Raw genomic sequence first — 23917 nt, 5'->3', positions numbered from 1 at the left:
GAGCCCAGCGGGATCATGGTCCGGTCCAGCGCCAGGTCGCGGTCGGAGAGCTTACGGATGTAGCGCAACAGCTGGGTTTCGGAGCGGTGCGTGTTGAACACCGGGTGCTGCAGGTATGCGGAGGAACGCTCGACGGCGGCGTCCAGGGCGAAACTGCCCGTGGACCCCACTGACGTGGCACCAAAGACAGCAAGAACGTCAGCCACGATGGCCGGCGTCGTGGTTTCGTCAGTGGAGATGCCGACGCTGTCGGCGTCGATGCTGCGGAGGTTGATGCCCTTCTCTTCGGCGGCGGCGATGATGCCGGCGGCCTTGCCCGGGACGGAAACCGTCACGGTGTCGAAGAAGCTGGTGTGTAGGACGTCCAGCCCGGCGGCCTTGAGCGAGGCGGCCAGGGTCTTGGCATGGCCGTGTGCGGTTTCGGCGATCGCCTTCAGGCCTTCGGGTCCGTGGTAGACGGCGTAGAAGGAGGACACGATGGCCAGCAGCGCCTGCGCAGTGCAGATGTTGGATGTGGCCTTCTCGCGGCGGATGTGCTGCTCCCGGGTCTGCAGCGCGAGGCGGTAAGCGGGAGTGCCGGCGTTGTCCTTAGAGACGCCCACGAGGCGGCCGGGAAGGGAGCGTTCCAGGCCCTTCTGCACGGCCATGTACGCGGCGTGCGGTCCGCCGTAGAACAGCGGGACGCCCAGGCGCTGGGCGGAGCCGACGGCGATGTCCGCGCCCTGCTCGCCCGGGGGCGTGATGAGCGTCAGCGCCAGCAGGTCGGCGGCCACCGTGACCAGGGCGCCGCGTTCCTTGGCGGCGGCGATGACCCCGGTGTGGTCGAAGACGCGCCCGGAGACGCCGGGCTGCTGGAGGACGACGCCGTTGATGTCGCCGTCGGGCAGTCCCTGGGACAGGTCGGCGACCTCGACCTCGAAGCCAAGCGCCTCGGCGCGGCCCTTGACGATCGCGATGGTCTGCGGCAGGGAGTCGGCATCCAGGACCGTCTTGCCGTCCTTGGCGTCCTTGTTTTTGTTGGCCCTGCGCATCAGCAGTACGGCCTCTGCCACCGCCGTCGCCTCATCCAGCAGCGACGCGTTGGCGATCGGCAGGCCGACCAGGTCCTGGACCATGGTCTGGAAGTTCAGCAGGGCCTCGAGGCGGCCCTGGGAAATCTCCGGCTGGTACGGCGTGTACGCGGTGTACCAGGCGGGGGCTTCAAGGATGTTGCGGCGGATCACCGGCGGCGTGACGGTGTCGTAGTAGCCCTGGCCGATCATCTGGACGGCGGTCTTGTTCTTGGCCGCGAGATTCCGGAGTTCGGCGAGGGTTTCGACCTCGCTCAGGGCCGGGGAGAGCTCCAGCGGGGAGTCCTGCCGGATGTCTTTCGGCACTGCCGTGTCAACCAGTGCATCGACTGTCTCGTAGCCGACGGCCTTGAGCATGGCTTCGACGTCGGCCTGTCGGCGGGCACCAATATGCCGGTCGACAAAGGAGGCGGAGGCTGAATCTACGGTCAAAAGGAACTCCATAACTAAGGGCGCGGGGTACGCCACAGTGATTCGGGTTCCTCCCCGCTCTGTATTGGACCTGAGAGTTTCCGCGTTGCTGCGCCTACGCACAGCTCCGCTTGCACCGTCGGTGAGCACAGCATGCCCTGAACCGTCCGCGTGTTGGCGGAACATTCAATGCGGGCAGCCTGCTGCTTTCCAGAGTTGCCTTGCCGCGGCGGTACATGGGCCTGAGAGATTCCTGGGGAGGTTTTGCTCCTACGGCGCCTGCTTGTACCTACTTGCAGGACTCTCCCGCCGCAGATCAAAGGCATATTCAGTTGAGCGGTGACAGCTGTCACAGAGGCTATTCTCCTACGCCGGGATCGCGTCTGCAAACTGTGGCGGCGTGGGCTGGCCCACCCCCGGCGCGCAACTACCCGCGCAGCCGGCTTACCCCCGCAGCCGGTCGAGGGCCGCAAGAAGGCTTTCGACGTCGACCGCGGTCTCCGACGGCGTCGCGGCCGGGCCGACGGACAGCATGGCGTTGAAGTACAGCCCGTCCCCCATATAGAGGACGGCCTTGGCGAGGCCAGGTCCGACGTCGCGGGCAATCTCGTCGAGCCACCGCTGCTGGATATGGGCGAACCGGCGCCGGGTCTCCTCGTGCGCCACCTCGGCGAGCCTGGTGGCGGCCACGATCGCACGGTCGAGCGGGGTGTCCGCCCAGACGGACGATTTGATGAAGTAGGCGGCAGCACCCTCGGGAGCCGCCGCCATGGCCTGGGCATCCGCCTCCGCGAACTCGTCCAGCCTGTCCAGCAGGACACTGATCAGCGCTTCCTTGTTCGGAAAGTGATACAGCAGCCCGCCCTTGGACACGCCAGCACGGGCGGCCACGGCGTCAAGTGTGGCGGCACGCTCCCCCACCTCGATCAGCAGGGATTCAAACGCATCGAGCACTGCGCCGCGGGCGACCGGTTTTCTGGGCATGGCTTCCATCATGCCCCTTCGCAGCGGGAGATCTGTAACTATACCGTCTAGACGGTATAGTTAACTTATGACCATGAACCCATCCCTGCCCCGGGAGCGCACACCTGCCGGCCAGGTCTCCAGCGGTGGCGGCGCGCGCGACTGGCTTGCCCTTGCCCTGCTGATGTTCCCTGTCCTCCTGGTGGCCGTGGACAACACCGCGCTGACGTTCGCCCTTCCCGCGGTCGCCCGCACCCTGGACCCCTCGGGCGTGCAGCTGTTGTGGATAGTGGACGCCTACGCCCTTGTCCTGGCCGGACTTCTCGTCGCCATGGGTAGCCTTGGCGACAGGATCGGGCGCCGCCGGCTGCTGCTGGTTGGCATTTCGGGATTTGCGGCGGTCTCAGCGGCATCAGCCTTCGCCCCGAGCGCCGAATGGCTCATTGCAGGCCGCGCGGCCATGGGATTCTTCGGTGCCATGCTCATGCCCTCCACACTGTCCCTGATCCGCAACATCTTCCGGGAGACCGGCAGGCGGAGGCTGGCGGTGGCCATCTGGGCTGCCGGGTTTTCCGGCGGCGCCGCGCTGGGGCCGATCTTCGGCGGCTGGCTGGTGGAGCACTTCTGGTGGGGCGCCGTCCTGCTCGTGGCCGTACCGATCATGCTGCCGCCGCTGGTCTTCGGCCGCTTCCTCATTCCTGAGTCCAAGGACCCCAGCCCGGGACGGGTGGACGGGCCCAGCATTGCACTGTCCATGCTGACCATGGTGCCGGTGGTCTACGGCATCAAGGAACTGGCCACCCACGGCCCCGGCGTGCAGTCCCTCGGAGTTCTGGCGTTTGGCCTGGGCATGTGCTTCGTCTTCGTCCGCCGGCAGCGGGCCCTCGCATCCCCGCTGCTGGACTTATCGCTGTTCAGGAACCGGGTGTTCAGCACTGCGATCACGGCCAACGTCCTGGCGCTGTTCTCCTACAACGGGTTCATCCTATTCTTGGCCCAGCACCTGCAGCTGCTTGAAGGCATGTCGCCCTCGCAATCCGGCACGGCGATGCTGCCTGCCCTTACTGCCATGGTGGTGGCGGGACTGCTGGTGGTTCCGCTGGTCCGGAAGGTTCGCCCCGGGTTCGTGGTGGCCGCGGGACTGGCGCTGAGCGCCACCGGTTACGCCCTCGTGGCGTTCGGGAATCACGACGCCGGTCCCACAGTGCTGCTGGCCGCCCTCCTTATTCTGGCGCTGGGTGTGGGATCTGCCGAGACCATCTCGAACGACCTGATTCTCGGAGCGGTGCCCGCGGACAAGTCCGGAGCGGCCGCAGCGATCTCGGAGACCGGATACGAAGTGGGCTCACTCTTGGGCACAGCCATCCTGGGATCGATCCTGACCGCGTCGTACCAGCAGCACCTTTCCCTGCCCGACTCAGTTGCCCAAACCATCCCGGCGGCGTCCGCAGACCAGGCCAGGGAAACGCTGGCCGGCGCCATGGAGCTGGTCGGGTCGCTGCCGACCCCGGTGGCCGAGGGCCTCACGGCGGCCGCCCGGGCAGCGTTTGATTCGGGTGTCCACATCACAGCGGCGATTGCGCTGGTACTGATGGCGGGAGCCTCGGTGCTCGCCGCCGTCGTACTTCGCCGCGTTCCGCGCGCGAAGTAGCCGGGACCCAGTAACCGGCGCCGCACCCACGGCAGCCGACACAGCAACGGGCAGCCCCGGAGAAATTCCTCCGGGACTGCCCCTACTCCAGCCGGCGGCGCGCGGCGCGCCGGCTACTTGGCGTCAGGGTGCGTGACGCTGGCCGACGCCTTCATGTTCTCGGCGCCTACCATCCACGCATACTGCTCGAGCTTTTCGATGAAGGTGTGCAGCAGGTCCGCGGTGGTGGGGTCTTCCTCATCCACCTCGTCATGGACCTTGCGCATGGTACCCACGGCCGCTTCGAGTGCGGCGACTATGCGGTCGATCGCATCCTTGGTGCTGATGAGCCCGTCGGGGAACTGCGGAAGGTGGGTCGCCTTCGCCACAGTGGCGCTGCGCCCGTCCGGCAGGGCATGCAGGGCGCGCATGCGCTCCGCCATGTCATCGGCAAAGGCCCGGGCGGCATCGACGATCTCGTCCAGCTGAAGGTGCAGATCCCTGAAGTTGGTTCCAACGATGTTCCAGTGCGCCTGCTTGCCCTGGATGTGCAGTTCGATCAGGTCCGCCAGAACGGCCTGCATGTTGTTGGTCAGTGTCGGTGAAGCCTTCATGAATCCTCCTCGAATAGTCCAGTGGTTTCGACGCTACCGCAGGCACTCGGGCACAGCGAGCACCGGAACCCGAATTTCACGATCAGCTTACTTACTATTTTGCGGCCCACGCCCAAGGGTCATAAACGAGCGGCATTCAATATGCCCTTGCCACACTCGCGCGGCACGTGCATACTAAATGAACGTCATTCATTTAGTGACGGTCGTCTCACTGGAGAAATCATCATCATGATCGAAATAACCTGCCTCAACGCGCCAGCTTCGCTCGCCCGGACAGAGCCGTCCGGACGTCCAGCCTTGAGGGTCGGCGTGGTGCAGCACCGCTGGCACAGCAGCGCCGCCGCACTCCACGCGGAACTCAACGACGGCATCGACCGTGCCGCCCGGCTGGGCGCCACCGTGGTGTTCCTGCCCGAGCTCACCCTCTCCCGCTACCCCGCAGACCAGGTGCCGGAGAATGACCTTGGGCGGCAGGGCGAGGACCGGCCGCGCCCTTCCGACGCCGCCGAGGACCTGCTGACCGGCCCCACCTTCCGCTTCGCCGCCGACGCCGCCCGACGGAACGGCATCACCGTGCACGCCTCGCTCTACCAGCGCGCCGGCAACCCGGACGGCCCGGATGACGGACTGGGGCTGAACACCTCCATCCTCGTGTCCTCGTCCGGCGAGCTCCTGGCCCGCACCCACAAGCTGCACATCCCGGTGACCGCCGGATACTACGAGGACAAGTTCTTCCGCCAGGGTCCGTCCGCGGAGGACGCCTACAGGGTCCACGCCCCGGCTGAACTCAGCGGCGCCCGGCTGGGCATGCCCACCTGCTGGGACGAGTGGTTCCCCGAACTGGCCCGCATGTACTCCCTCGGCGGCGCCGAACTGCTGGTGTACCCGACGGCGATCGGTTCCGAGCCGCTGTTCCCGGACTTTGACACCCAGCCCCTCTGGCAACAGGTCATCGTGGGCAACGGCATCGCCAACGGCCTGTTCATGGTGGTCCCCAACCGCTGGGGCCAGGAGGGCAGCCTGAACTTCTACGGCTCCTCCTTCATCTCCGACCCCTACGGCCGCATCCTGGTGCAGGCGCCCCGCGACGAGTCGGCCGTCCTCGTGGCCGACCTCGACCTGGACCAGCGCCAGGACTGGCTGACGCTGTTCCCGTTCCTGACCACCCGTCGCCCGGACACCTACGCCCGGCTCACCGAGCCGGTCCGCCCGGAGGAGCCGTTCGGCAGCGAGGTTTCGACGGGCTCAACCAGCGGGGTTTCGGCAAGCTCAACCAGCGAGGACGCGACCTCAACCGGCGAGCGGGTGAACGCATGAGCACGTGGTGCATGCCGGCCGAAACGGCGCGCCAGGAGCGGCTTTGGATGGCCTTCCCCACCGGCGGCTACACCCTTGGGGACACCGCCGCGGAGGCGCACGCCGCCCGCTCCGTCTGGGCCGCCGTCGCCAATGCCGCCGTCCAGTTTGAACCGGTCACCATGGTGGTGGACCCGTCCGACGTCGGAACCGCCGCCCGCTACCTGTCCCCCGCCGTCGAGGTGCTGACGGCGGAACTCAACGACGCCTGGATGCGCGACATCGGCCCGACATTCGTCCTGGACGGAAACGGCGCCCTGGGTGCGGTGGACTGGGTCTTCAACGGCTGGGGCGCCCAGGACTGGGCGAGCTGGGACAAGGACTCGCTGGTCGCCGCCGAAGTGGCCGGCCGCTCCCGCGCCCGGCACCTCGTGTCCGAACTGGTCAACGAGGGCGGCGGCATCCAGGTGGACGGCGAGGGCACGGTGCTTGTCACCGACACGGTGCAGCTGGATCCGGGCCGCAATCCCGGACTGAGCAAGGCTGACGTCGAAGCTGAACTGGCCAGGACCATCGGCGCCAAAAAGGTAATCTGGCTGCCGCGGGGGCTCACCCGTGACTCCCAGCGGTTCGGAACGCGCGGGCACGTGGACATCGTTGCCGCCATCCCGTCCCCCGGCACCCTGCTGGTCCATTCCCAGCAGAACCCCGCCCACCCGGACTACGAGGTGAGCCGCGAAATCATCAGCTTCCTGTCCTCCACCACGGATGCCGCCGGACGGGAATGGTCCATCATCGAGGTGCCGGCGCCCGTTGCCCTGACGGACCCGGAAGGCTTCGTGGACTACAGCTACATCAACCATGTGGTGGTCAACGGCGGCGTCATCGCCTGCACGTTCTCCGACCCCAACGACGAGAAGTCGCTCCGCATCCTCGCGGACGCATATCCCGGGCGCACAGTTGTGGGGATCGATGCCCGCGAACTCTTCGCCCGCGGCGGGGGCATTCACTGCATCACCCAGCAGCAGCCCGCTGCCGTCTAGAAAGGGCCAGTCATGAGCCAAACCACGCGTCAGAGCATCCCGCCCGGCGGGAAGAACGCTTCCCCGGCCGGCGAGGCAACGCACGGCATCACCGGGAAGGGCCTGAAGGGCGGGCAGCTGGGCCTCCTGGCCGTCGTCGTCCTGGGTATTTCGACCATCGCCCCGGCCTACACGCTGACCAGCGCCCTGGGCCCCACCGTGAATGAGGCAGGGCTCCAGCTGCCGGTGATCTTCCTCATCGGCTTCATCCCGATGATCCTGGTATCGCTCGCCTACCGGGAGCTGAACGCGGACTCCCCGGACAGCGGCACCACGTTCACCTGGGTCACCAAGGCGTTCGGCCCGTGGGTTGGCTGGATGGGCGGCTGGGGCCTGCTGGCCGCCAACATCATCGTGCTGTCCAACCTCGCCGGGGTGGCGGTGGACTTCTTCTACCTCTTCCTGGCACAGGTCACCGGGTCCCCCGAACTGGCGGATCTGGCCGCCAACAAGCCGCTGAACGTGCTGACGTGCTTCGTCTTCGTGGCGCTGGCCGTGTGGGTCAGCTACCGCGGCCTGCACACCACCAAGGTGGTCCAATACGGGCTGGTGGGATTCCAGCTGGTGGTTTTGGGCCTCTTCGTCGCCATGGCGTTCGCCAACTGGTCCACGTCCAGCACCGCCATCCCGTTCAGCTGGGAATGGTTCGACGTGACAAAGATCGAGACGTTCGGCCAGGTTGCCGCCGGCATCTCGCTGTCCATCTTCGTCTACTGGGGCTGGGACGTGTGCCTGACGGTCAACGAGGAAACGGCCAACGGGAAGAAGACCGCGGGCCTCGCCGGCACCCTGACGGCCGTCGTCGTCCTGGGCATTTACCTGCTGGTGACCATCGCCACCATGATGTTTGCCGGCGTCGGGGACACGGGGATCGGCCTCAACAACGAGGAGAACCACGCGAATGTGTTCACCGCCCTGGCCTCCCCCGTCATGGGCCCGTTCGCCATCCTGATGTCCCTAGCGGTCCTGTCCAGTTCCGCGGCGTCGCTGCAATCAACGTTCACGTCCCCCTCGCGCAGCCTGCTGGCAATGGCGCACTACGGCGCACTGCCCACGCAGTTCAGCCACATGAGCAAGAAGTTCTCGACGCCGGGCTTCGCCACCGTCGCGGCAGGCGTGCTCTCCGCCGGGTTCTACGCCGTGATGCACGTGGTGAGCGAGAACGTCCTCAACGACACCATCCTGGCCCTGGGCCTGATGATCTGCTTCTACTACGGGCTGACGGCCTTTGCGTGCGCCTGGTACTTCCGCGGCAGCGTCTTCAGCAGTGCCCGCAACTTCGTTTTGCGGCTGCTGTGCCCGCTGCTGGGCGGAATCGGCCTGACGGTGGTTTTCCTGCAGACCGCCATCGACAGCTGGGCCCCGGAGTTCGGCAGCGGTTCGGAGATCTTCGGCGTGGGGCTCGTGTTCGTGCTCGGCGTGGGGATCCTGGCCCTGGGGATCGTCTTCATGCTGGTGATGGCGCGCCTGCGGCCCGGCTACTTCCGCGGCGACACCATCCGCAGGGACACTCCGGCGCTGGTGGTTCCCGAATAGCGTTTCCGCCTTCACCAGCAGCGATGCCCCGCCTCCCGGCCTGAACTGGTCCGGGAGGCGGGGCATCGCTGCTTATGAGTGACTGTCAGGAAACGGAACGTATGGGGACCCCTTTATCCCCAGCCGCTCTGCCCCTGCGCAGGCACCTCACCAGTAGTGTGCGACGTCGACGACAAGACGGGAGCCGGAGCCGGGACCGTCCAGCGTGTACACCTTGAACGGCAGCCGGGCGCGGACGCCGAGGCCAAGGGTGGTGTAGCCCTCGAAGCTGCCGGCCCACGCGACCTGCCGGAACGTGTGGTACCCGGACACCTTGGTCACCTCGGACCGGTTGGCCGGGATGAAGGTGGCCTTGCCGGTGGCATTGTCATAGGCCGGCGAGTTGATGGTGAGCTGCAGGAATGCGCCGCCGCGGAGCTTGATCGGCTGGCCTGAGCCTTCCTGGGACACCTTGGATACGTAGCGGACGTTGTAGCCTTTGGCTTTGCCCTTGAGATCGATCACGAGGCGGTCGAAGCAGTAGTGCTGCCCTGTGCGGACATTGGTGACAGCTGCGGTGCTCATGGTCTGGTTTGCCTTCGCCAGCGAGCCCCACACCTGCCCGCAGTAGGAGGCCGCCGAAGCGGAGCCCGGCGCCAGCAGGCCCAGTCCAACAGCCATAAGGATGACTGTGAGCCAGACGGGAATTTTTTTCATTTGGCCACCCCTTTCGAGTGAGTGTTTGGATAGCTCCAGAATAGGAGCGCCAAAAGCACTTAACGAGGGATGTGGCCGGTTCGGGGCGCAACCGTTAATATCGCAAAAACCGGGTCACGGGGCCGTAATTCCCGGGGTTCTTTTCAGGGCTTCGAGAGACGTTCGTGGCCCTTTCTCCACGTTTCCGTTACCGCGGATAACGGCGTTGGTGGGGAAAAAGCGAGGCGCCGGCCTCCCCATTGGGAGCCGGCGCCTCGCGTGGCTTTGCTCTGAACGCTGCCTGGCTATGAAGGCTGCCTTGCCGCAAAGCGGGCAATGCGCGGAGGGCTATTTAGCCTTCGCAGTCGTGGCAGTACTTCAGGCCGTTCTTTTCCTTGGCTACCTGGGACCGGTGACGGACCAGGAAGCAGGATCCGCAGGTGAACTCGTCGGACTGCTCGGGAACGACGATGACCGTCAGTTCCTCGTTGGAAAGATCGGCACCCGGAAGGTCGATGCCCTCGGCGGTGTCGTTCTCGTCGAGGTCGATGACGGCGGTCTGGGCACCGCCGCCGCGGGACGCCTGGAGGGCCTCCAGAGACTCGGAGGGAGTCTCTTCTTCTGTCTTGCGTGGGGCGTCGTAATCGGTAGCCATAGCGTTGTTCACTTTCGTTGCTGCACAGCGCCATTCAGGCACCTCAGTGAAGCAGTTTAGGTCATAAAAGGGCCACGTCAAGAATAGTGTGGCCAACGCGACACTAATCGGTCTTTTCGGCCTGTTCCGCGGCCTTGCAGGCGTCATTTGGGAACCGGGCCGGACAGCAGGGCGGACTGGCGGGGCGCCGTCGTCGGTCTTAGCCTTGACCTGTTCCTGGATCTGACTAGCCGGCAGGCGGAGGCACCACATGGCGACGAAACTGAACCGCAAGGCACTGGAGCACGCACGCAGCCTCGTGAAGAAGGGGAAGGTGGAGCGGGATGTCCGTGATGACTGGAGTGACCACGCGCCGTCAACGGAGGACGAGAACTCCTTTATCGACAAGCACGGCTTCGACGAGTTCTCGAATTGGCACCTCGGCATTGATAGCGAAAAATCCGAGGGCACCAAGGGCAGTGTGAGCTTTCCTTTTGGAGACCTCAAGAAAGTCCACCGCTGCGCCATTATTTCGCTGGAGAGCAGGGCAGCGCAGTACGATCACGACGACATCCGCAAGGCCGCAAAGGACTTGCTCGAGGAGATTGACGCGGACTAGCCCCGTAAAGGCCGCACGAAATAGACGTTGCCGGTGACCGCGAAGTCGTATTCGTCCTGCGAGTGGACCAGGCGGCGGGTACCAACCTCGTCCGTCACCCAGATGATGTGGCCGTCTTCTGTGCGGTCATCAATGACCCCGCCCCAAGGTGTCAGCCCCAAGGTGTCAGCCCCTGGCGACTGAAAGTTATGACGTCCCCTTGGGCGAGCGACAACCACTTCGCCGTGCGAGCGCTATTCAACCTGCATCTTCCCTTCGTGTTGTGGTGCCCGACTGTTGCGGCGGTGGGCGAACTGACCCCGCGCGGTGGGCAATGCCGTCGCTAGTGTGCGTACCCGGCGGCGGCTTCGGTGAGCGTTTTGCCCTTGGTCTCCGGAGCCAGCCACTGGGACAGCGCGGCACCGGCGAGTGCGACACCGGCCGCAATCAGCATGGTCGGGCCGGACCCGAGGGCTTCCATGGACATCGGCAACAGGAAGGTACCGATGCCTGCCCCGACCCGGCTGATGGCGGCCGCGAAGCCTGTTCCAATCCCGCGGATCTCCGTCGGGAGGACTTCGCCCGGGTAGACGTTCGTCAATGTGTTGTACCCCGCGTTGAAGAACGAGAAGACCAGGAACAGGACGAGCACGACGGGTGCCGGCGCTCCGGCCCACAGTCCGATGATGCCGAGGACGACGGCGCACAGCCACTGCGGCGGAACGGTCAGGGTGCGGCGGCCGGCCTTTTCGATGAGCAGGAACGTGATCACGACCCCGGCCAGGGCGACGGCGGAGAGCCCCACTCCGCCGGCGAGTCCCCCGGCGAGACCGTACTGTTCCAGGACGCTGTCGGCGAAGGTGGCGATCGCGAAGTACGGCGTCACGGCGCAGAACCAGAACCCGGAGATGAAGAGCGTGGAGCGCCAGTATTCCCTGGAGAACAGCATCTTAAAGCTGCCCTTGCGGACATCCTCGTGCTGGAGGTCGTCAAGCGCGTCGTCCGGCATGTACCTGTAGGCGAGGGCGCGCGCTTCATCCTTGCGGCCCACGCTCCACAGCCACCGCGGCGACTCCGGCATGCCGAGCCGGGCCAGAAAGAGGGCCACTGCGATGAAGGTGCTGGTCCCCAGGATGAAGTGCCAGCTGAGATCCGTGTACTCGTTCAACAGATGGCCGATCAGGAACGCGATCATGAAGCCGCCGTACCAGGCGATCCTCATTGCCGCCATGAGCCGCCCCCGCAGGTGCGTTGGCGAGAACTCGGCCATCAGGGGCCAGCCGACCGCGTACTCGGCACCGATCGCGATGCCCATCAGCAACCGCACAATAATGAGCAAGGTCGGCGAGTCGACGAAAAACTGCATTCCCGACGCGATGGCGAACAGGCCGATGTCGAACATGAAAATTGGCTTACGGCCCCACTTGTCGGAAGCCCAGCCACCGATCGGTGAGCCGATCAGGATGCCGATCAGAGCTGACGCGGCGATCAGGCCCTGCCAGAACGCGGTCAGCTGCAGGTCCTCGGCCATCCTTCCCGACACCGGTCCGATGATGCCTAGGACGTAGCCGTCCAGGACCATGCCGCCGATCAGGACTGTGACCATTCTGATCAGGAAGCGTCGCTTGCTCGCCGATGAGTCCGTACTCCGATGGGCGGTTGGGTTCTTCATGGATGACATGGTCGCTCCTGGCAGGTTGGGATGGACGAGGCGGCTTTTGCCGTGTTCGCGACATTGAGAAGCTGGCATTCGCGCAATTTGACCTCCCGGTCAATGAGGGGCACTGCGTGTAAGGCTGGGTGGCGGTGTGGGAAGCGGCTCCGGGGTCCGCCCTGTCTGAGGGCGGACTACCCGGGGCCACCGGCCCCGACCATGAGGCCGGGGCCGGTTCGGCGGTACTGACGACAGGACCGGGCTAGCCTCAGCCACGGTTGTACATGACGTGTTTGGTGCGGGAGAAGTCCTCCAGGGCATAGATGGAAAGGTCCCGGCCGTAACCGGAGCCCTTGAAGCCGCCCCAGGGCATTTCGTTGGCAATGACCAGGTGCGAGTTGACCCAGACAGTGCCGAAATCGAGCCGGCGGGGAGCGGAAAGCGAGCGGGCGGAGTTCGTCGTCCACACCGAGGCGGCCAGCCCGTAGACGGTTTCGTTCGCCCTGGTGATGGCCTCCTCGTCGGTGCTGAAGGTCTCCACCGACACGACCGGGCCGAAGATCTCGTTGCTCGCAATCGCGGCACCGGCAGGCACATCAGTGACAACGGTGGGTTCGATGAAGTAGCCCGGACCCTCCAGTGCGTTGCCGCCGACGGCGATCGTCAGCCCGTCCTTGCGGATCTCCTCCAGTGCGGCCAGGACCCGCTCATAGTGGGCCTTGGAGATCATGGAACCGATTTCGACGTCGTCCCCCGCACCGGGGGCGCCGACCGAAATCTCGCTCACTTCGCGTATCAGCAGCTCAATGAACTTCTCCGCGACCGACTCATGGACCAGGACACGGCACGCCGCACCGCATTCCTGCCCGCCGTTCCAGAACCCTGCCTCCCGTACGCCCTTGGCGGCGGCTTCCAGGTCGGCGTCCTCGAACACGACAACGGGTGCCTTGCCGCCCAGCTCCAGGTGCACGCGCTTGACGGTGGCGGCTGCGCTTTCGGCAACCTTCTGGCCGCTGCCAACGCTTCCGGTGATGGTGACGAGGTCAACGTCCGGGTGCTCCGAAATATGGTTACCCACCACCCGGCCGGAGCCGGTGACGATGTTCAGGACACCGGCAGGAACCTCGTCGGCGATGAGTTCGGCCAGCTTGAGCGTGGTCAGCGGAGTCTGCTCCGACGGCTTGAGTACCAGGGTGTTGCCGGCGGCCAAGATCGGGGCGATCTTCCAGGCAGCCATCAGCAGCGGGTAGTTCCACGGGGTGATCACGCCGACCACGCCCACGGGCTCACGGAAGACCACCGAGGTGTGGTTCTCTGCGTAGTCGTCAGCGCCGAGCGTGGTGAAGGCACGGGCAGCGCCCGCGGAGAACCGGAAGGTGTCGATCGCACTCGAGATGTCGTCCTCGGCCACGGCCGCGGGCTTGCCGGTGTTGACAGCTTCGAGGGTCTCGAGCAGCTCGCGGTTGTCCTCGATGATGTCCGCGATGCGCAGCAGGACCGAGGAACGATCCTTGGGGGTCTTCGCCGCCCAGTCGGCCTTGGCCGCTACGGCAGCCGCGACGGCGGCGTCGACGTCCTCGACCGAACCGGAGGGGACCTGCATGATGGTTTCCTCGGTGGCCGGATTCACCACATCGGCGGTGGCATCCGAAACCGGGGCGACGAACTTCCCGCCGATGAACTGGCCGAAGGGCGGGAGGGACGGCGTGGGCGCGTCCCCCGTCCGGCGGACGGTGAACAGTGCTGTTTCTGTCGTTGCCATGGACTATCCCACCTTTACGTTGAGGGCGGAGAGGGCCTGCTCGACGCGGGCGAGGTCCTCGGCGGTGAGGTCTGCAGTGGGGCGCCGGGGCGAGCCGGCCGGAAGGCCCTGCAGGGTGAGGCCGGCCTTGACGGCCGGGATGAACGGCACGGAGAGGAGGGCGTCGATGACCGGGTACAGCTGCTTCCACAGTTCCAGGGCGCCGGTGAGGTCGCCTTCGGCGATGAGGCGGCTGACGGCGACGATTTCGTTGGGGACAACGTTGGCGGTGCCTGCCATGACACCGGCGGCGCCTTCAACCAGCGCACCGTAAAGGTAAACGTCCCAACCGATGAAGGTGCCGATGACATCCGAGTGGTGGTGGATCAGCTGCAGGGCCTGTTCCCAGTTCGCGCTGGAGTCCTTGATGTACTTGATGTTGTCCACTTCTTCGGCCAGCGCACGGACCGTTGCCGGGTCCAGGTTCACACCGGTGACGGCCGGGATGTTGTAAAGCATCACGGGAATGCTGACGGACCGGGCGACGTCCTTGATGTACGTGACCGTCTCCTCCAGGGACAGCGGCTCGTAGTACGGCGTGATGAGCATGAGCACGTCGGCACCGGCCTTTTCGGCCGCCTGCGACAGCCGGACGGCCTCGGCGGTGGAGGTGGCGCCGGTGTTGGCGATGACGGGCACGCGGCCGTTCGCCTGTTCGATGACGGTGTTAACGAGGAGCAGCCGCTCCTCGGAGGACAGGGCGCCGACCTCGCCGGTCGATCCGGCGGCGACGACGCCGTCGACACCGGCGTCGATGGAGCGGTCAACGATGAGCCGCAGGGTGTCGACGTCGAGGGCGCCGTCCTGCTTGAAGGGGGTGGACAGGGCGGTCAGGACACCGCGGAGTTCGTTGGACATGAATGATTCCTCTTCTTAAGTACGTGGTTTGTGTACAGGTGGAAAACGATGTTTAGGTTCAGGCGACGATCGAGAGGCCGGAATGCGGCGGCGCCTGGCGGTGGGTGGCCAGCAGGCTTGCGGCCTCCTGCGCTGCCGAGAACCCGGTGGTGATGGAGCTTTCGGTGTAAAGAGTTCCGAGGTAGTCGCCCGCCAGGAACACGCGGTCGGTGCCCCGCATGAGCGTGGACTGGAGCTTGGCCCTGCCGGGGAAGCAGTAGGGGGACGCTACCTTCCAGCGGTCCGTCTTGGCCTCGACGACGCTGTCGGCGAAACCGTGGCCGAGGACCTGGTCGAGGTCGGTGAGGTGGGTCTTGATGACTTCCTCGTCGCTCTTGTCCAGCAGGGCCTTCCCGAGGCTGGCCGGCGAGAAGGTCATGAAGCTGCCGCCGGGCTTCCGCACAGACTCGGTACCGCGGACGATGCTTGCCTGGTTCAGCGCGATCGCGAACGAGCGCTTCGGCGCCGCGATGGCGTAGATGTCGTCCCACGGCCGGGCCGAGGTCTCGTTGGTCAGGAACGCAGTGCTGACGTGCGGGCCGTACTTGATCTGGCCGAGCGCACCGCGCAGGTCCTCCGGAAGGTCCACGCCCACCCGGTGGGTCACGTCAGCGGTGGTCGCGAGAACAACGGTGCGGGCCTCAACTTCGTGGTCCACACCGCCCTGTGTGTAGCGGACGACGACGGATTCCTTCTTGTGCACGACCTCCTGCACGGCGGCACCGAGCTGGATGCGGTCACCGAGGGAGGCTGCTACCGATTCGGTCAGGGTGGACGGGCCACCGACGATGCCCTGGCTAAGGCCCTGGCCGATACCCAGCACCAGGCTGAAGTATCCAATGCCGGCGCCGGCGGAGATCTCGTTCATGTCACCGGCCGAGCGGGTGACAGTGGTCTTGAACAGCGCGGCCGCGTCCTCTGACAGGTCTCCGATGAAGTCCTGGAACGAGCTGCTGTTCTCGAAGTCGTAGATGCGCTGCTGCCGCATCGCACCGGACTCCCCCGCACGCTTCCGGACAACGCCCGTGTACTTGGCGACGCCGCTGACAACCTTCATGCCGGCCTTCAGCGTGTCGATGCGGGACGACAGGGACATCGGGATGCGGAAGGGGTACGTGGCGATGTGCCCCTTGCGGATGAACTTTCCGTTCATCGACAGGGCCTGCAGGGAGCCCGGAATGTTGACCGAAGTCACGCCGACCTCGTTGAGCAGGGAATCGGTGGAGGATCCTGGGCCGGCGAAGACGTGACCGCCCCAGTTCAGCCAGTAAGCACCCCGGCGCTCCGAGCGGATCCGTCCGCCGACGCGGTTTTCGGACTCCAGAACAACGGTGTCCCAGTGCCGCAGCCGCCATGCTGCTGACAGGCCGGCGAGTCCAGCGCCGACGATCACTACATCTTTCATGATTTTGAACTTTCTTACTCAGGAAATCCGGGGTGCCGGGCGGGCCAACTTCAGCAGGCGTCCAGCGGCGGGGAAAGTATGGGGGTAATGCGGTCCAGGAGCGGGGTATGCCCCTAATCACCATTTAAAGATACATCATTGTATGATTAATGCAATAGCTTTTTTTGCGAAGGTGCGGAGGTGCGGAAGTGCTACGGAGTGCCGGACGGGGCACCGCCACCGCGGCAGATCGGACGGACCTCACCACATCGCCCCGGCGGGTCACCTCACGAGGTGACCGGCCGGCGTCGTACTTTCCTCATCTCTCCCGAGTTTTGTCCAGATAATGGCCCGTAAACTCCTCGTAAGCCGCGGTACGTGGACAAAAACTCCTTACGTTTCGGCCCGCGGGCCGTGGAAGAGCCCCCTCGATCGCCTTACCCGTTTGGGGCAGGATGTGACTCATGGCAATTGATGTGCGCGCGGTGCGCGAGCAGACCCGTGGGGTCCTGAACGTGGCCCACCTGAACAATGCGGGAAGCTCGCTCGTCCCCCGCCCCGTGGCGGAGACCGTGGTGGCGCATTTGCGCCGTGAGGAGGAAATCGGCGGCTATGAAGCGGCGGAGGAGGCGGCCGGCCGGCTGCAAGATGTCTATTCCTCTGTGGCGCGGCTAATCGGGGCACGGCCGGACGAGATCGCCCTTGCCGAAAGCGGCAGCCGGGCGTGGGCTGTGGCGATGCACAGCTTTCCCTTTGTCGCCGCCTCACGGCTCCTGATAGCCCGCTCGGAGTATGCGGGGAACGTCATCGCGTTGCGGCAACTCGCGCGCCGACGTGACCTGCAGATTGTGGTTCTCGACGACGACCCTTACGGTCAGGTCGATGTGGAACATCTTCAGCGGGAGCTTGAGCGCGGAAACGTGGCCATGGTCGCTTTGACGCATGTGCCCATGGCGGACGGCCTGGTCAATCCGGCAGCGGAGGTGGGCAGGCGCTGCCGTGCTGCCGGGGTGTTGTTTGTGCTCGACGCCTGCCAGTCGGTGGGCCAGATGCCGCTGGACGTGGAGTCTCTGGGCTGTGATGTATTGGCTGGAACAGGGCGGAAGTTCCTCCGGGGACCGCGTGGCACGGCTTTCCTCTATGTGCGTGCCTCGGTTCTGGGGAGGTTTGACCCGCTCGCCCTGGACGGGCTGTCTGCCTATTCCTCCGGGGCCGAGGGGCTCGAAGTTCGCGGCGATGCCCGGCGTTTTGAGAGCTGGGAGGCCAGCATCGCCGGAAGGCTGGGCCTGGGCCGGGCCGTTGATTATGCCCTGGACCTGGGCCTGGACGCTGTGCAGCAGCGCGTGGGCTCGCTGGCGGAGCAACTGCGGACAAAGCTGGCGGCGGCTCCGGCGGTGACTGTCCACGACCACGGCATCACCCGCTGCGGCATCGTGACATTCTCCGTGAAGGGAAGGGAGGCGGGAAACATCAGGGCACGGTTGGCGGACCACCGGATCAATGTCTCGGTGGCTCCGCGGCCCTCAGGCGAGGTCCAATCCATCCTTACCAGGAGCCGGCACGTGCCGGAAACGGTGGTGCGCGCATCAGTGCACTACTACAACACCGAAGACGAGGTCCTGCGGCTGGTTGACGTCCTTCGGTGACCGGGCCTGTTCCGCCGCGGCGTGTGCGCGCAGCAGGACAGCCTAGACGGCTTCCGCGAGCGTCATGGCGTAGCGGTTCTGGCTGTCGGTCCATTGCCCTGCGATGGAAAAACCGGCTGCTTCGAGCTCGGTGGCCACTCCCTCGAGCCGGAACTTCGCGGAAATCTCGGTGCGAAGTTCCTCGCCTTCGTCGAACCTGACATCCAGGCCCACACCCGGCAAACGCACGAGCATCGGTTTCGTCGCCCGCAGCCGCATTTCAATCCATTCTTCGTCGGGCATCCAGACGGCGACATGATCAAACGCCATCACTTCGAAATCGGCACCCAGCTGGGCATTGAGGACGCGGAGCACGTTCCGGTTGAACTCGGCGGTGACCCCCTCGGCGTCGGCATATGCCGGAACAAGGATGTGCGGTGACTTCACCAGGTCCGTACCAAGAAGCAGCGAACCGCCCTCTTCGCCGAGCAGCTCGCGGATCCCCACGAGAAAGCGTGCCCTGGCCGCCGGCTCAAAATTGCCGATGGTGCCGCCCAAAAACGCCACCATGCGGCGCCCGTTCTGCGGGAGCACGTGCAGCTGGGTTTCGAAGTCCGCTGCCACTGCCTCCAGCCGAAGGTCGGGGAAGGCGGGCGCCAGCTCGTTGCGCGCATCCAGCAGTGCACTGTCGCTGACGTCGACCGCGACGTAGCGGCGAAGAGGTCCCGCCATCCGCAGCGCATCCAGCAGCAGCGGGGTTTTCCTGGACGATCCGGAGCCGAGTTCGATCAGCGTTTCCGCCGGGCTCGCGGCCGCCATCTCGGCGGCGAAGAGCTCCAGCACTTCACGTTCAGCCCGTGTCGGATAGTACTCCGGCAGGTCCGTGATGCGCTCGAACAATGCGCTGCCGAGTTTGTCGTAGAACCACTTGGGCGGCAGCGTTTTGGGAGACGAGCCGAGCCCGGCACACACATCGGCGCGCAGGGTTCGCTCCAGGTGGTCCGGGGGCAGGTGGTGGACGATGTCGCTGCGGTCGGCGTCGAGGCTCATGTGGCTGCGTGTTCCTTCGTGAGAGTCGGAATGGGACGAACTTCGATGTGGCCAGGGGCGGCGGTCAGGAGTGAGTTGTCCGGGACCTCCTGCCACCCCGGGCCCTCATCGGAAGGCTCGCTGGCGACGACCACGCCTCCGGGGCCGGCCCGCCAAAATAGACTGTCGCCGGCGGCTGTAGCCGCGATGGCGGTGCCGTCGGTGAGCAGAAAGTTGAACCTGCCGCCGGCGACGGAGGAGACAGCGTTCACCACCTGGATCAGTGCCTCACCCGCGGCGGCGCCCGCGGCGAGCCGGTCCAGAACAAGGGCCCACAGGAACGCTGAATCGACCTGCGCCTCAAGGGCCAGCAGGCGGGAGGGCGGGAGTGAAGCGGCCAGTTCTTCCAGCGCATGAGGCCAGTTCTCCACCCGGCCGTTGTGGCTGAACAGCCAGGGTCCGTGCGAATACGGTGCAGCCGCTGACTCGTCCGGGGTCATCCCCGGTGTTGCTGACCTGACGGCCGCCAGTACCGCCCGGCTCGAGGTGACCCGGGCAACGTCGGCAAAGGACCTGTCCGCCCAGATCGGGACGGAACGGCGGTAGCGGGCGGGCACGGGATCGCCCGGGGCGTACCATCCGACGCCGAAACCGTCGGCGTTGATTGTTCCGTACCGCTGGCGGCGGGGCGCCCATGACTGCGCCAAGAGCCCATGGCTTGGGACGAGCAGGAGTTCGGCCAGCGGCATCGGTTCCCCGATGTAGGCGAGATGACGGCACATGGGCTACTGTTCCTCCGTCGGTGACGCGTCGCGCGCCGTGCGGAATCCGGTAAAGATCTGCCGGCGGATCGGGTAGTCCCAGTTCCGGAAGGTGCCCCTGCAGGCGGCAGGATCCGCGGCCCACGACCCGCCCCGGAGCACCTTGTAGTCGGACCCGAAGAACACCTCGCTGTATTCCGGATAAGGGAATGCGGTGAATCCCGGATACGGGCGGAAGTCGCTGGACACCCATTCCCAGACGTCACCAATGAGCTGCCGCACCCCCAGCGGCGAGGCTCCCGCGGGAAAGGACCCGGCCGGGGCCGGCCGGAGCGCCGCCCCGCCAAGGTTGGCGTGATGGGGTGCAGGATCGTCGTCACCCCAGGGGTAGCGCCGGGACCGCCCTGACCGGGGATCATAGCGCGCCGCTTTTTCCCATTCTGCTTCGGTCGGGAGCCGGCGCCCGGCCCAGCGCGCGTACGCGTCGGCTTCGAACCAGCTCACGTGCTGCACCGGCTCATCGTCCGGAACGCGTTCCACGACGCCGAACCTGGTCCTGCACCACCCGTCGCCGTCGCGTTCCCAGTACTTGGGAGCCACCAAACCGGCTTCAATGCAGTGCTTCCAGCCGTCCTTGCTCCACCAGCGGGAGTTCCGGTAGCCACCGTCCTCGATGAAGTGCCGGTAAGCGCCGTTGGTCACCGGAACGGTATCAATCCAGTAGGCAGGCACATTCACGGTATGGGCCGGACGTTCGTTATCCAGCGCCCACGGTTCTACCGACGTCCCCATGGTGAACTCCCCCGAAGGGACCAGCACCTCCTTGGCCAAAGCCTGCAGGTCCGTGGGACGGATGCCGGCCTCCAGTGGCTGGCCGTGGAGGACCGGTGCGCCGGCCCGGAGCTGGTGCGTGGCGAGCATCGTTTCGTCGTGCTGCTGCTCGTGCTGGATGATCATTCCGAACGCGAAGCCCCGGTGCACAAGAGGTGCGCCCTCCAACGGCGTCCGCTCCAGGATGTCGAGCGCCTTGTCCCGGACCTGGGCGATGTACCTGCGGGACTCCGCCGGTGAAAGCAGCGGCAGCGAGGGCCGGCTGCTGCGGGAATGCTGGAACGCGTCGTACATCTGGTCGATATCGCACCGCAGCGGTTCCATCTTCCCCACATCGCGTACCAGCCAGATCTCCTCCTGGCTTCCTACATGCGCCAGGTCCCACACCAGCGGTGACATCAGCGGCGAGTGCTGCCTGAGCAGATCTTCGTCGTCGCAGTCGGTCAGGGCATGGGTGCGGTTCCGGGCACGTTCCAGCCCTTCGGCGATGAACGTCCTGAGGGTTTCGGGGTCGGCAGGGGCCCCGGGAAGGTCATCTGGCATCAACGTAAGCCTCCCTCGGTTCCGCTTCGCCAAACCAGCTGCCGGTTCTGTGCCACAGGTCCAGCCGCTCCTGGGCTGGGCTCCGGCCCAGCGCCGTATTGCGCTCGATGAAGTCTTCGGTCCGGCTCCGGGTGGTGGCGTCCGCCCGCATGCGCGGCAGCGCGTTGAGCGCCGCCTCGGCGCACAACCGGGCGGCCACGGCGAGAGCACAATTCGCCAGCCCCTCGCGGGCGGCAGTTCTCATCGGGTCGGGCAGCGAAGCAAGGGGTGCGCAGGCTTCTGCGGCGAGGTCGGCAGCGTGTTCGTCGTCCATGAGCGCGGTGACTATCGCTGTGACGGGCTCCCAGTCATCGCCAGCCTGTGCATCGATCACCCGGAGTTCCATGAATCCACGTGGACGGACGGGCGGAAAAAGCGTTGTGAGGTGGTATTGCAGATCGCTCAGTGTTGCAGGCCTGGGCCCGCTCCCGCGCAACCAGTCCCGCATCGTCAGCCCCGGCGGCGGATCCCAGCAACGCCCCTGTGACGGGATGCAGAGGACCAGCGCGTCGAGCGCGTAGCGCGCCCACGCGGATCGGGGATCCTCCGAACCGGGGACGGCGGTGACGGCGGCGGTCCGGGTCGGGTCGATGTCCAGCCAGGTGCGCTGACGGTTGCTGTGCCATCCGTTGGGGACGCCGTGCAGGAAGGGCGAGTTGGCAAACATGGCGATGAGGACGGGGAGGAGATGATGCAAACGTGCCCAACGTTGCGCCGCGCCGGTGGATCCGGGGCTGTCGAATCCGGCTTCCAGTGAAATCTGAAGTGAAGCGGTGGAGCACATCATCGTTCGTCCGGCGGGACCGAAGCCGTCGAAGTGCCGCTCCATGGAGGCGTAGCGCGGATGCTCCAGTGACCGCACCGCCGGGCGTCCAGCATCCAAAGCGACCGGACCGCAGAACAGGCCAGCGTCCGAAAGACGGGTCTCAACGGCTGCAAGGTCTTTCCGCGTCGCGGCGATGAGGGCGGGAAGGCCGGGGGCGCAGCCGGAGCTCACCTCCAGCTGGCCGCCGGGTTCGAAGGTGATCGTTCCCCCGCCGGGCAGCGCCCCCGCCAAGGGCGCCATGGCCTGGCGCACACGCGCAACCGTAACCGGGGCCTGTGGATCAACGAGGTCGTGGACCAGCCGTTCGACCTCCACCCCGGCAGCACCCGGCGGTCCGGTCTTGAAGCACACGGAGGCCACATACACTTCGGCGTCGGACTCGGAAAGGGGGCGGATGTCGCGCCCGGCCTGCAAAGCGGAGGTCACGTGTCACTCCTTCGACGTCGGTGTCTTCTGGCGGCAAGCTAAACAGCCCCCTTCCGGCCTTGTCAACGGTTTATGCGCGCGCGCAAAAGTGCTACGGCGAAGTAGATGAATGCCCGCCCACGGCATGTCGGCTGACCCCATCAGAACGACGGCGGGTGGCGCCTCAGGGGTACCGCCGTCGTTAGTGTGCGTACCCGGCGGCTGCTTCGGTGAGCGATTTGCCCTTGGTCTCCGGGGCGAGCCACTGGGACAGCGCGGCTCCGGCCAGGGCCACGAAGGCGGCGATCAGCATGGTGGGACCGGGCCCGAGGTTCTCCATCGACAGCGGCATCAGGAACGTTCCGATGCCGGCCCCGATCCGGCTGACAGCGGCGGCGAAACCCGTCCCGATCCCCCTGATCTCGGTCGGGAGAACTTCTCCCGGGTAGACGTTCGTCAACGTGTTGTAGCCGGCATTGAAGAACGAGAAGACCAGGAACAGGACGAGCACGACGGGTGCCGGCGCTCCGGCCCACAGGCCGATGACCGCGAGGACGACGGCGCACAGCCACTGGGTTGGAACGGTCAGGACCCGGCGTCCGGCCTTGTCGATCAGCAGGAACGTGATGACCACCCCGGCCAGGGCGACGGCGGAGAGCCCGACGCCGCCGGCGAGGCCCCCGGCGAGGCCATACTGGTCCAGGACGCTGTCGGCGAAGGTGGCGATCGCAAAGTACGGAGTTACGGCACAGAACCAGAACCCGGAGATGAAGAGCGTCGAGCGCCAGTATTCCCTGGAGAACAGCATCCTAAAGCTGCCCTTGCGGACGTCCTCGTGCTGGACGTCGTCAAGCGCGTCCTCCGGCATGTACTTGTAGGCGAGCGCACGGGCTTCATCCTTGCGGCCAACGCTCCAGAGCCAGCGCGGCGACTCCGGCATGCCGAGCCGGGCCAGGAACAGGGCCACCGCAATGAAGGTGCTCGTTCCCAGGATGAAGTGCCAGCTGAGATCCGTGTACTCGTTCAACAGATGGCCGATCAGGAACGCGATCATGAACCCGGCATACCAGGCGATGCCCATGGCACCCATCAGCCGGCCCCGCAGGTGCGTGGGCGAGAACTCGGCCATCAGGGGCCAGCCGACAGCGTACTCGGTGCCGATCGCGATGCCCATCAGCAGCCGCACCACCAGCAGCCAAGCCGGCGAGTCGATGAAGAACTGCATCCCCGATGCAACCGCGAACAGGCCGATGTCGAACATGAAGATCGGCTTGCGGCCCCACCTGTCGGACACCCAGCCGCCCAAAGGCGAACCGATAAGGATGCCGATCAGGGCGGCGGCGGCAATAAGTCCCTGCCACACCACCGTGAGCTGCAGGTCCTTGGCCATCGTCCCGCTCACCGGTCCGATGATGCCCAGGACGTAGCCGTCGAGGAACATCCCGCCAATCAGGACCGTGACCATCCTGATGAGGAAGCGTCGTTTGCTTGCTACTGAGGCCGGGCCCCGTTGGGCTGTTGGATTCTTCATGGATGACATCGTCGTCACTCCTGCAGGTTGGGGAGGAAAGAGTGGTTTTGGTCTGATGGCGGCAGTTGCGCCGTCCGGGTCG

The 23917-nt window shown here is 65.8% G+C and carries 20 protein-coding genes, 1 pseudogene and 1 riboswitch; of the genes and pseudogenes, 6 read left to right on the top strand and 15 right to left on the bottom strand.

Annotated features, from left to right (window positions below; genetic code table 11):
• Positions 1 to 1514 (bottom strand): annotated as a pseudogene (locus tag ACTHQX_RS20445) (glycine dehydrogenase (aminomethyl-transferring)); the annotation flags it as partial.
• A 187-nt stretch (positions 1515 to 1701) separates the two neighbouring features.
• A riboswitch (glycine riboswitch) is annotated at positions 1702 to 1800 on the bottom strand.
• 125 nt (positions 1801 to 1925) lie between these two features.
• Positions 1926 to 2465 carry a TetR/AcrR family transcriptional regulator gene (locus ACTHQX_RS20440; protein ID WP_440159098.1) on the bottom strand — a complete coding sequence of 180 codons (540 nt, stop codon included), beginning with the start codon at positions 2463 to 2465 and terminating at the stop codon, positions 1926 to 1928.
• 67 nt (positions 2466 to 2532) lie between these two features.
• Between ACTHQX_RS20440 and ACTHQX_RS20435 the strand changes: the two genes are divergently transcribed.
• Complete coding sequence (locus tag ACTHQX_RS20435) at positions 2533 to 4095, top strand: MFS transporter (RefSeq protein ID WP_440159096.1); 1563 nt, start codon at positions 2533 to 2535, stop codon at positions 4093 to 4095.
• 113 nt (positions 4096 to 4208) lie between these two features.
• Here ACTHQX_RS20435 and ACTHQX_RS20430 read toward each other — a convergent pair whose 3' ends face one another.
• The gene (locus ACTHQX_RS20430) at positions 4209 to 4688 is read right to left on the bottom strand and encodes a Dps family protein (protein WP_440159095.1); all 480 of its coding nucleotides are present in this window, start codon (positions 4686 to 4688) and stop codon (positions 4209 to 4211) included.
• 228 nt (positions 4689 to 4916) lie between these two features.
• Here ACTHQX_RS20430 and ACTHQX_RS20425 point away from each other — a divergent pair, with 228 nt between their 5' ends.
• From ACTHQX_RS20425 to ACTHQX_RS20415, 3 genes are read left to right on the top strand one after another with little or no spacing between them, the layout of a single operon-like run.
• Positions 4917 to 6005, top strand: coding sequence for a nitrilase-related carbon-nitrogen hydrolase (locus ACTHQX_RS20425; RefSeq protein WP_440159094.1), 1089 nt, complete (start codon positions 4917 to 4919; stop codon positions 6003 to 6005).
• Positions 6002 to 7027: an agmatine deiminase family protein gene (locus ACTHQX_RS20420; protein WP_440159093.1), complete on the top strand. Its 1026-nt coding sequence runs from the start codon at positions 6002 to 6004 to the stop codon at positions 7025 to 7027. The genes ACTHQX_RS20425 and ACTHQX_RS20420 overlap by 4 nt, the downstream gene beginning before the upstream one ends.
• 12 nt (positions 7028 to 7039) lie before the next feature.
• The gene (locus tag ACTHQX_RS20415; protein WP_440159092.1) at positions 7040 to 8602 is read left to right on the top strand and encodes an APC family permease; all 1563 of its coding nucleotides are present in this window, start codon (positions 7040 to 7042) and stop codon (positions 8600 to 8602) included.
• A 147-nt stretch (positions 8603 to 8749) separates the two neighbouring features.
• Here ACTHQX_RS20415 and ACTHQX_RS20410 read toward each other — a convergent pair whose 3' ends face one another.
• Together ACTHQX_RS20410 and ACTHQX_RS20405 are read right to left on the bottom strand one after the other, a co-directional pair.
• Positions 8750 to 9298, bottom strand: coding sequence for an AMIN-like domain-containing (lipo)protein (locus tag ACTHQX_RS20410; RefSeq protein ID WP_440159091.1), 549 nt, complete (start codon positions 9296 to 9298; stop codon positions 8750 to 8752).
• A gap of 331 nt (positions 9299 to 9629) precedes the next feature.
• Complete coding sequence (locus tag ACTHQX_RS20405; RefSeq protein WP_102973153.1) at positions 9630 to 9932, bottom strand: DUF4193 domain-containing protein; 303 nt, start codon at positions 9930 to 9932, stop codon at positions 9630 to 9632.
• Positions 9933 to 10182: 250 nt separating this feature from the next.
• Between ACTHQX_RS20405 and ACTHQX_RS20400 the strand changes: the two genes are divergently transcribed.
• Complete coding sequence (locus ACTHQX_RS20400) at positions 10183 to 10530, top strand: hypothetical protein (protein ID WP_440159088.1); 348 nt, start codon at positions 10183 to 10185, stop codon at positions 10528 to 10530.
• On the opposite strand, the gene ACTHQX_RS20395 is transcribed toward ACTHQX_RS20400, so the two are convergent.
• From ACTHQX_RS20395 to ACTHQX_RS20375, 5 genes are all read right to left on the bottom strand, one after another.
• Positions 10527 to 10691, bottom strand: a complete 165-nt coding sequence (locus ACTHQX_RS20395) for a hypothetical protein (RefSeq protein WP_440159087.1) — start codon at positions 10689 to 10691, stop codon at positions 10527 to 10529. The two genes, ACTHQX_RS20400 and ACTHQX_RS20395, sit on opposite strands and share 4 nt — an antisense overlap.
• Before the next feature lie 161 nt (positions 10692 to 10852).
• A complete protein-coding gene (locus ACTHQX_RS20390) occupies positions 10853 to 12190 on the bottom strand; it encodes an MFS transporter (RefSeq protein ID WP_440159086.1) in 1338 nt (445 codons plus the stop codon).
• Between the two features lie 241 nt (positions 12191 to 12431).
• A complete protein-coding gene (locus tag ACTHQX_RS20385) occupies positions 12432 to 13925 on the bottom strand; it encodes an aldehyde dehydrogenase family protein (protein WP_440159085.1) in 1494 nt (497 codons plus the stop codon).
• A 3-nt stretch (positions 13926 to 13928) separates the two neighbouring features.
• Positions 13929 to 14822 (bottom strand): 4-hydroxy-tetrahydrodipicolinate synthase, encoded by an 894-nt coding sequence (gene dapA / locus ACTHQX_RS20380; protein ID WP_440159084.1) that lies wholly within the window; start codon positions 14820 to 14822, stop codon positions 13929 to 13931.
• 58 nt (positions 14823 to 14880) lie between these two features.
• Entirely contained in the window at positions 14881 to 16266 is a 1386-nt protein-coding gene (locus ACTHQX_RS20375) for a protoporphyrinogen/coproporphyrinogen oxidase (RefSeq protein WP_440159083.1), read from the bottom strand.
• Between the two features lie 443 nt (positions 16267 to 16709).
• Here ACTHQX_RS20375 and ACTHQX_RS20370 point away from each other — a divergent pair, with 443 nt between their 5' ends.
• A complete protein-coding gene (locus ACTHQX_RS20370) occupies positions 16710 to 17891 on the top strand; it encodes an aminotransferase class V-fold PLP-dependent enzyme (RefSeq protein WP_440159082.1) in 1182 nt (393 codons plus the stop codon).
• A 42-nt stretch (positions 17892 to 17933) separates the two neighbouring features.
• Here the strand turns inward: ACTHQX_RS20370 and egtD are convergent, their stop codons facing one another.
• The 5 genes from egtD to ACTHQX_RS20345 form a co-directional block, all read right to left on the bottom strand.
• Positions 17934 to 18920 carry an L-histidine N(alpha)-methyltransferase gene (gene egtD / locus ACTHQX_RS20365; protein ID WP_440159081.1) on the bottom strand — a complete coding sequence of 329 codons (987 nt, stop codon included), beginning with the start codon at positions 18918 to 18920 and terminating at the stop codon, positions 17934 to 17936.
• Positions 18917 to 19681 (bottom strand): ergothioneine biosynthesis protein EgtC, encoded by a 765-nt coding sequence (gene egtC, locus ACTHQX_RS20360; RefSeq protein ID WP_440159080.1) that lies wholly within the window; start codon positions 19679 to 19681, stop codon positions 18917 to 18919. Before egtC ends, egtD begins: the two co-directional genes overlap by 4 nt.
• Before the next feature lie 3 nt (positions 19682 to 19684).
• The gene (gene egtB / locus ACTHQX_RS20355; protein ID WP_440159079.1) at positions 19685 to 21034 is read right to left on the bottom strand and encodes an ergothioneine biosynthesis protein EgtB; all 1350 of its coding nucleotides are present in this window, start codon (positions 21032 to 21034) and stop codon (positions 19685 to 19687) included.
• Positions 21024 to 22325 carry an ergothioneine biosynthesis glutamate--cysteine ligase EgtA gene (gene egtA / locus ACTHQX_RS20350; protein ID WP_440159078.1) on the bottom strand — a complete coding sequence of 434 codons (1302 nt, stop codon included), beginning with the start codon at positions 22323 to 22325 and terminating at the stop codon, positions 21024 to 21026. The genes egtB and egtA overlap by 11 nt, the downstream gene beginning before the upstream one ends.
• A gap of 181 nt (positions 22326 to 22506) precedes the next feature.
• A complete protein-coding gene (locus ACTHQX_RS20345) occupies positions 22507 to 23835 on the bottom strand; it encodes an MFS transporter (RefSeq protein WP_236807107.1) in 1329 nt (442 codons plus the stop codon).
• Between the last annotated feature and the right edge of the window lie 82 nt (positions 23836 to 23917).

The organism is Arthrobacter sp. SAFR-023 (assembly GCF_051965295.1).
In the GTDB taxonomy this organism is placed as follows: domain Bacteria; phylum Actinomycetota; class Actinomycetes; order Actinomycetales; family Micrococcaceae; genus Arthrobacter.
Note: the sequence above shows the minus strand (reverse complement) of the source record. Positions and strands in the feature narration are given on the sequence as shown.

Coding starts and splice junctions, on each gene's coding strand:
- ACTHQX_RS20400 (WP_440159088.1), top strand. CDS start 10,183: ATGGCGACGAAACTGAACCGCAAGGCACTGGAGCACGCACGCAGCCTC.
- ACTHQX_RS20440 (WP_440159098.1), bottom strand. CDS start 2,465: ATGCCCAGAAAACCGGTCGCCCGCGGCGCAGTGCTCGATGCGTTTGAA.
- ACTHQX_RS20420 (WP_440159093.1), top strand. CDS start 6,002: ATGAGCACGTGGTGCATGCCGGCCGAAACGGCGCGCCAGGAGCGGCTT.
- ACTHQX_RS20425 (WP_440159094.1), top strand. CDS start 4,917: ATGATCGAAATAACCTGCCTCAACGCGCCAGCTTCGCTCGCCCGGACA.
- ACTHQX_RS20375 (WP_440159083.1), bottom strand. CDS start 16,266: ATGAAAGATGTAGTGATCGTCGGCGCTGGACTCGCCGGCCTGTCAGCA.
- ACTHQX_RS20405 (WP_102973153.1), bottom strand. CDS start 9,932: ATGGCTACCGATTACGACGCCCCACGCAAGACAGAAGAAGAGACTCCC.
- egtC (WP_440159080.1), bottom strand. CDS start 19,681: ATGTGCCGTCATCTCGCCTACATCGGGGAACCGATGCCGCTGGCCGAA.
- ACTHQX_RS20415 (WP_440159092.1), top strand. CDS start 7,040: ATGAGCCAAACCACGCGTCAGAGCATCCCGCCCGGCGGGAAGAACGCT.
- ACTHQX_RS20430 (WP_440159095.1), bottom strand. CDS start 4,688: ATGAAGGCTTCACCGACACTGACCAACAACATGCAGGCCGTTCTGGCG.
- egtD (WP_440159081.1), bottom strand. CDS start 18,920: ATGAGCCTCGACGCCGACCGCAGCGACATCGTCCACCACCTGCCCCCG.
- ACTHQX_RS20370 (WP_440159082.1), top strand. CDS start 16,710: ATGGCAATTGATGTGCGCGCGGTGCGCGAGCAGACCCGTGGGGTCCTG.
- ACTHQX_RS20345 (WP_236807107.1), bottom strand. CDS start 23,835: ATGAAGAATCCAACAGCCCAACGGGGCCCGGCCTCAGTAGCAAGCAAA.
- ACTHQX_RS20410 (WP_440159091.1), bottom strand. CDS start 9,298: ATGAAAAAAATTCCCGTCTGGCTCACAGTCATCCTTATGGCTGTTGGA.
- dapA (WP_440159084.1), bottom strand. CDS start 14,822: ATGTCCAACGAACTCCGCGGTGTCCTGACCGCCCTGTCCACCCCCTTC.
- ACTHQX_RS20390 (WP_440159086.1), bottom strand. CDS start 12,190: ATGTCATCCATGAAGAACCCAACCGCCCATCGGAGTACGGACTCATCG.
- ACTHQX_RS20435 (WP_440159096.1), top strand. CDS start 2,533: ATGACCATGAACCCATCCCTGCCCCGGGAGCGCACACCTGCCGGCCAG.
- egtB (WP_440159079.1), bottom strand. CDS start 21,034: ATGCCAGATGACCTTCCCGGGGCCCCTGCCGACCCCGAAACCCTCAGG.
- ACTHQX_RS20385 (WP_440159085.1), bottom strand. CDS start 13,925: ATGGCAACGACAGAAACAGCACTGTTCACCGTCCGCCGGACGGGGGAC.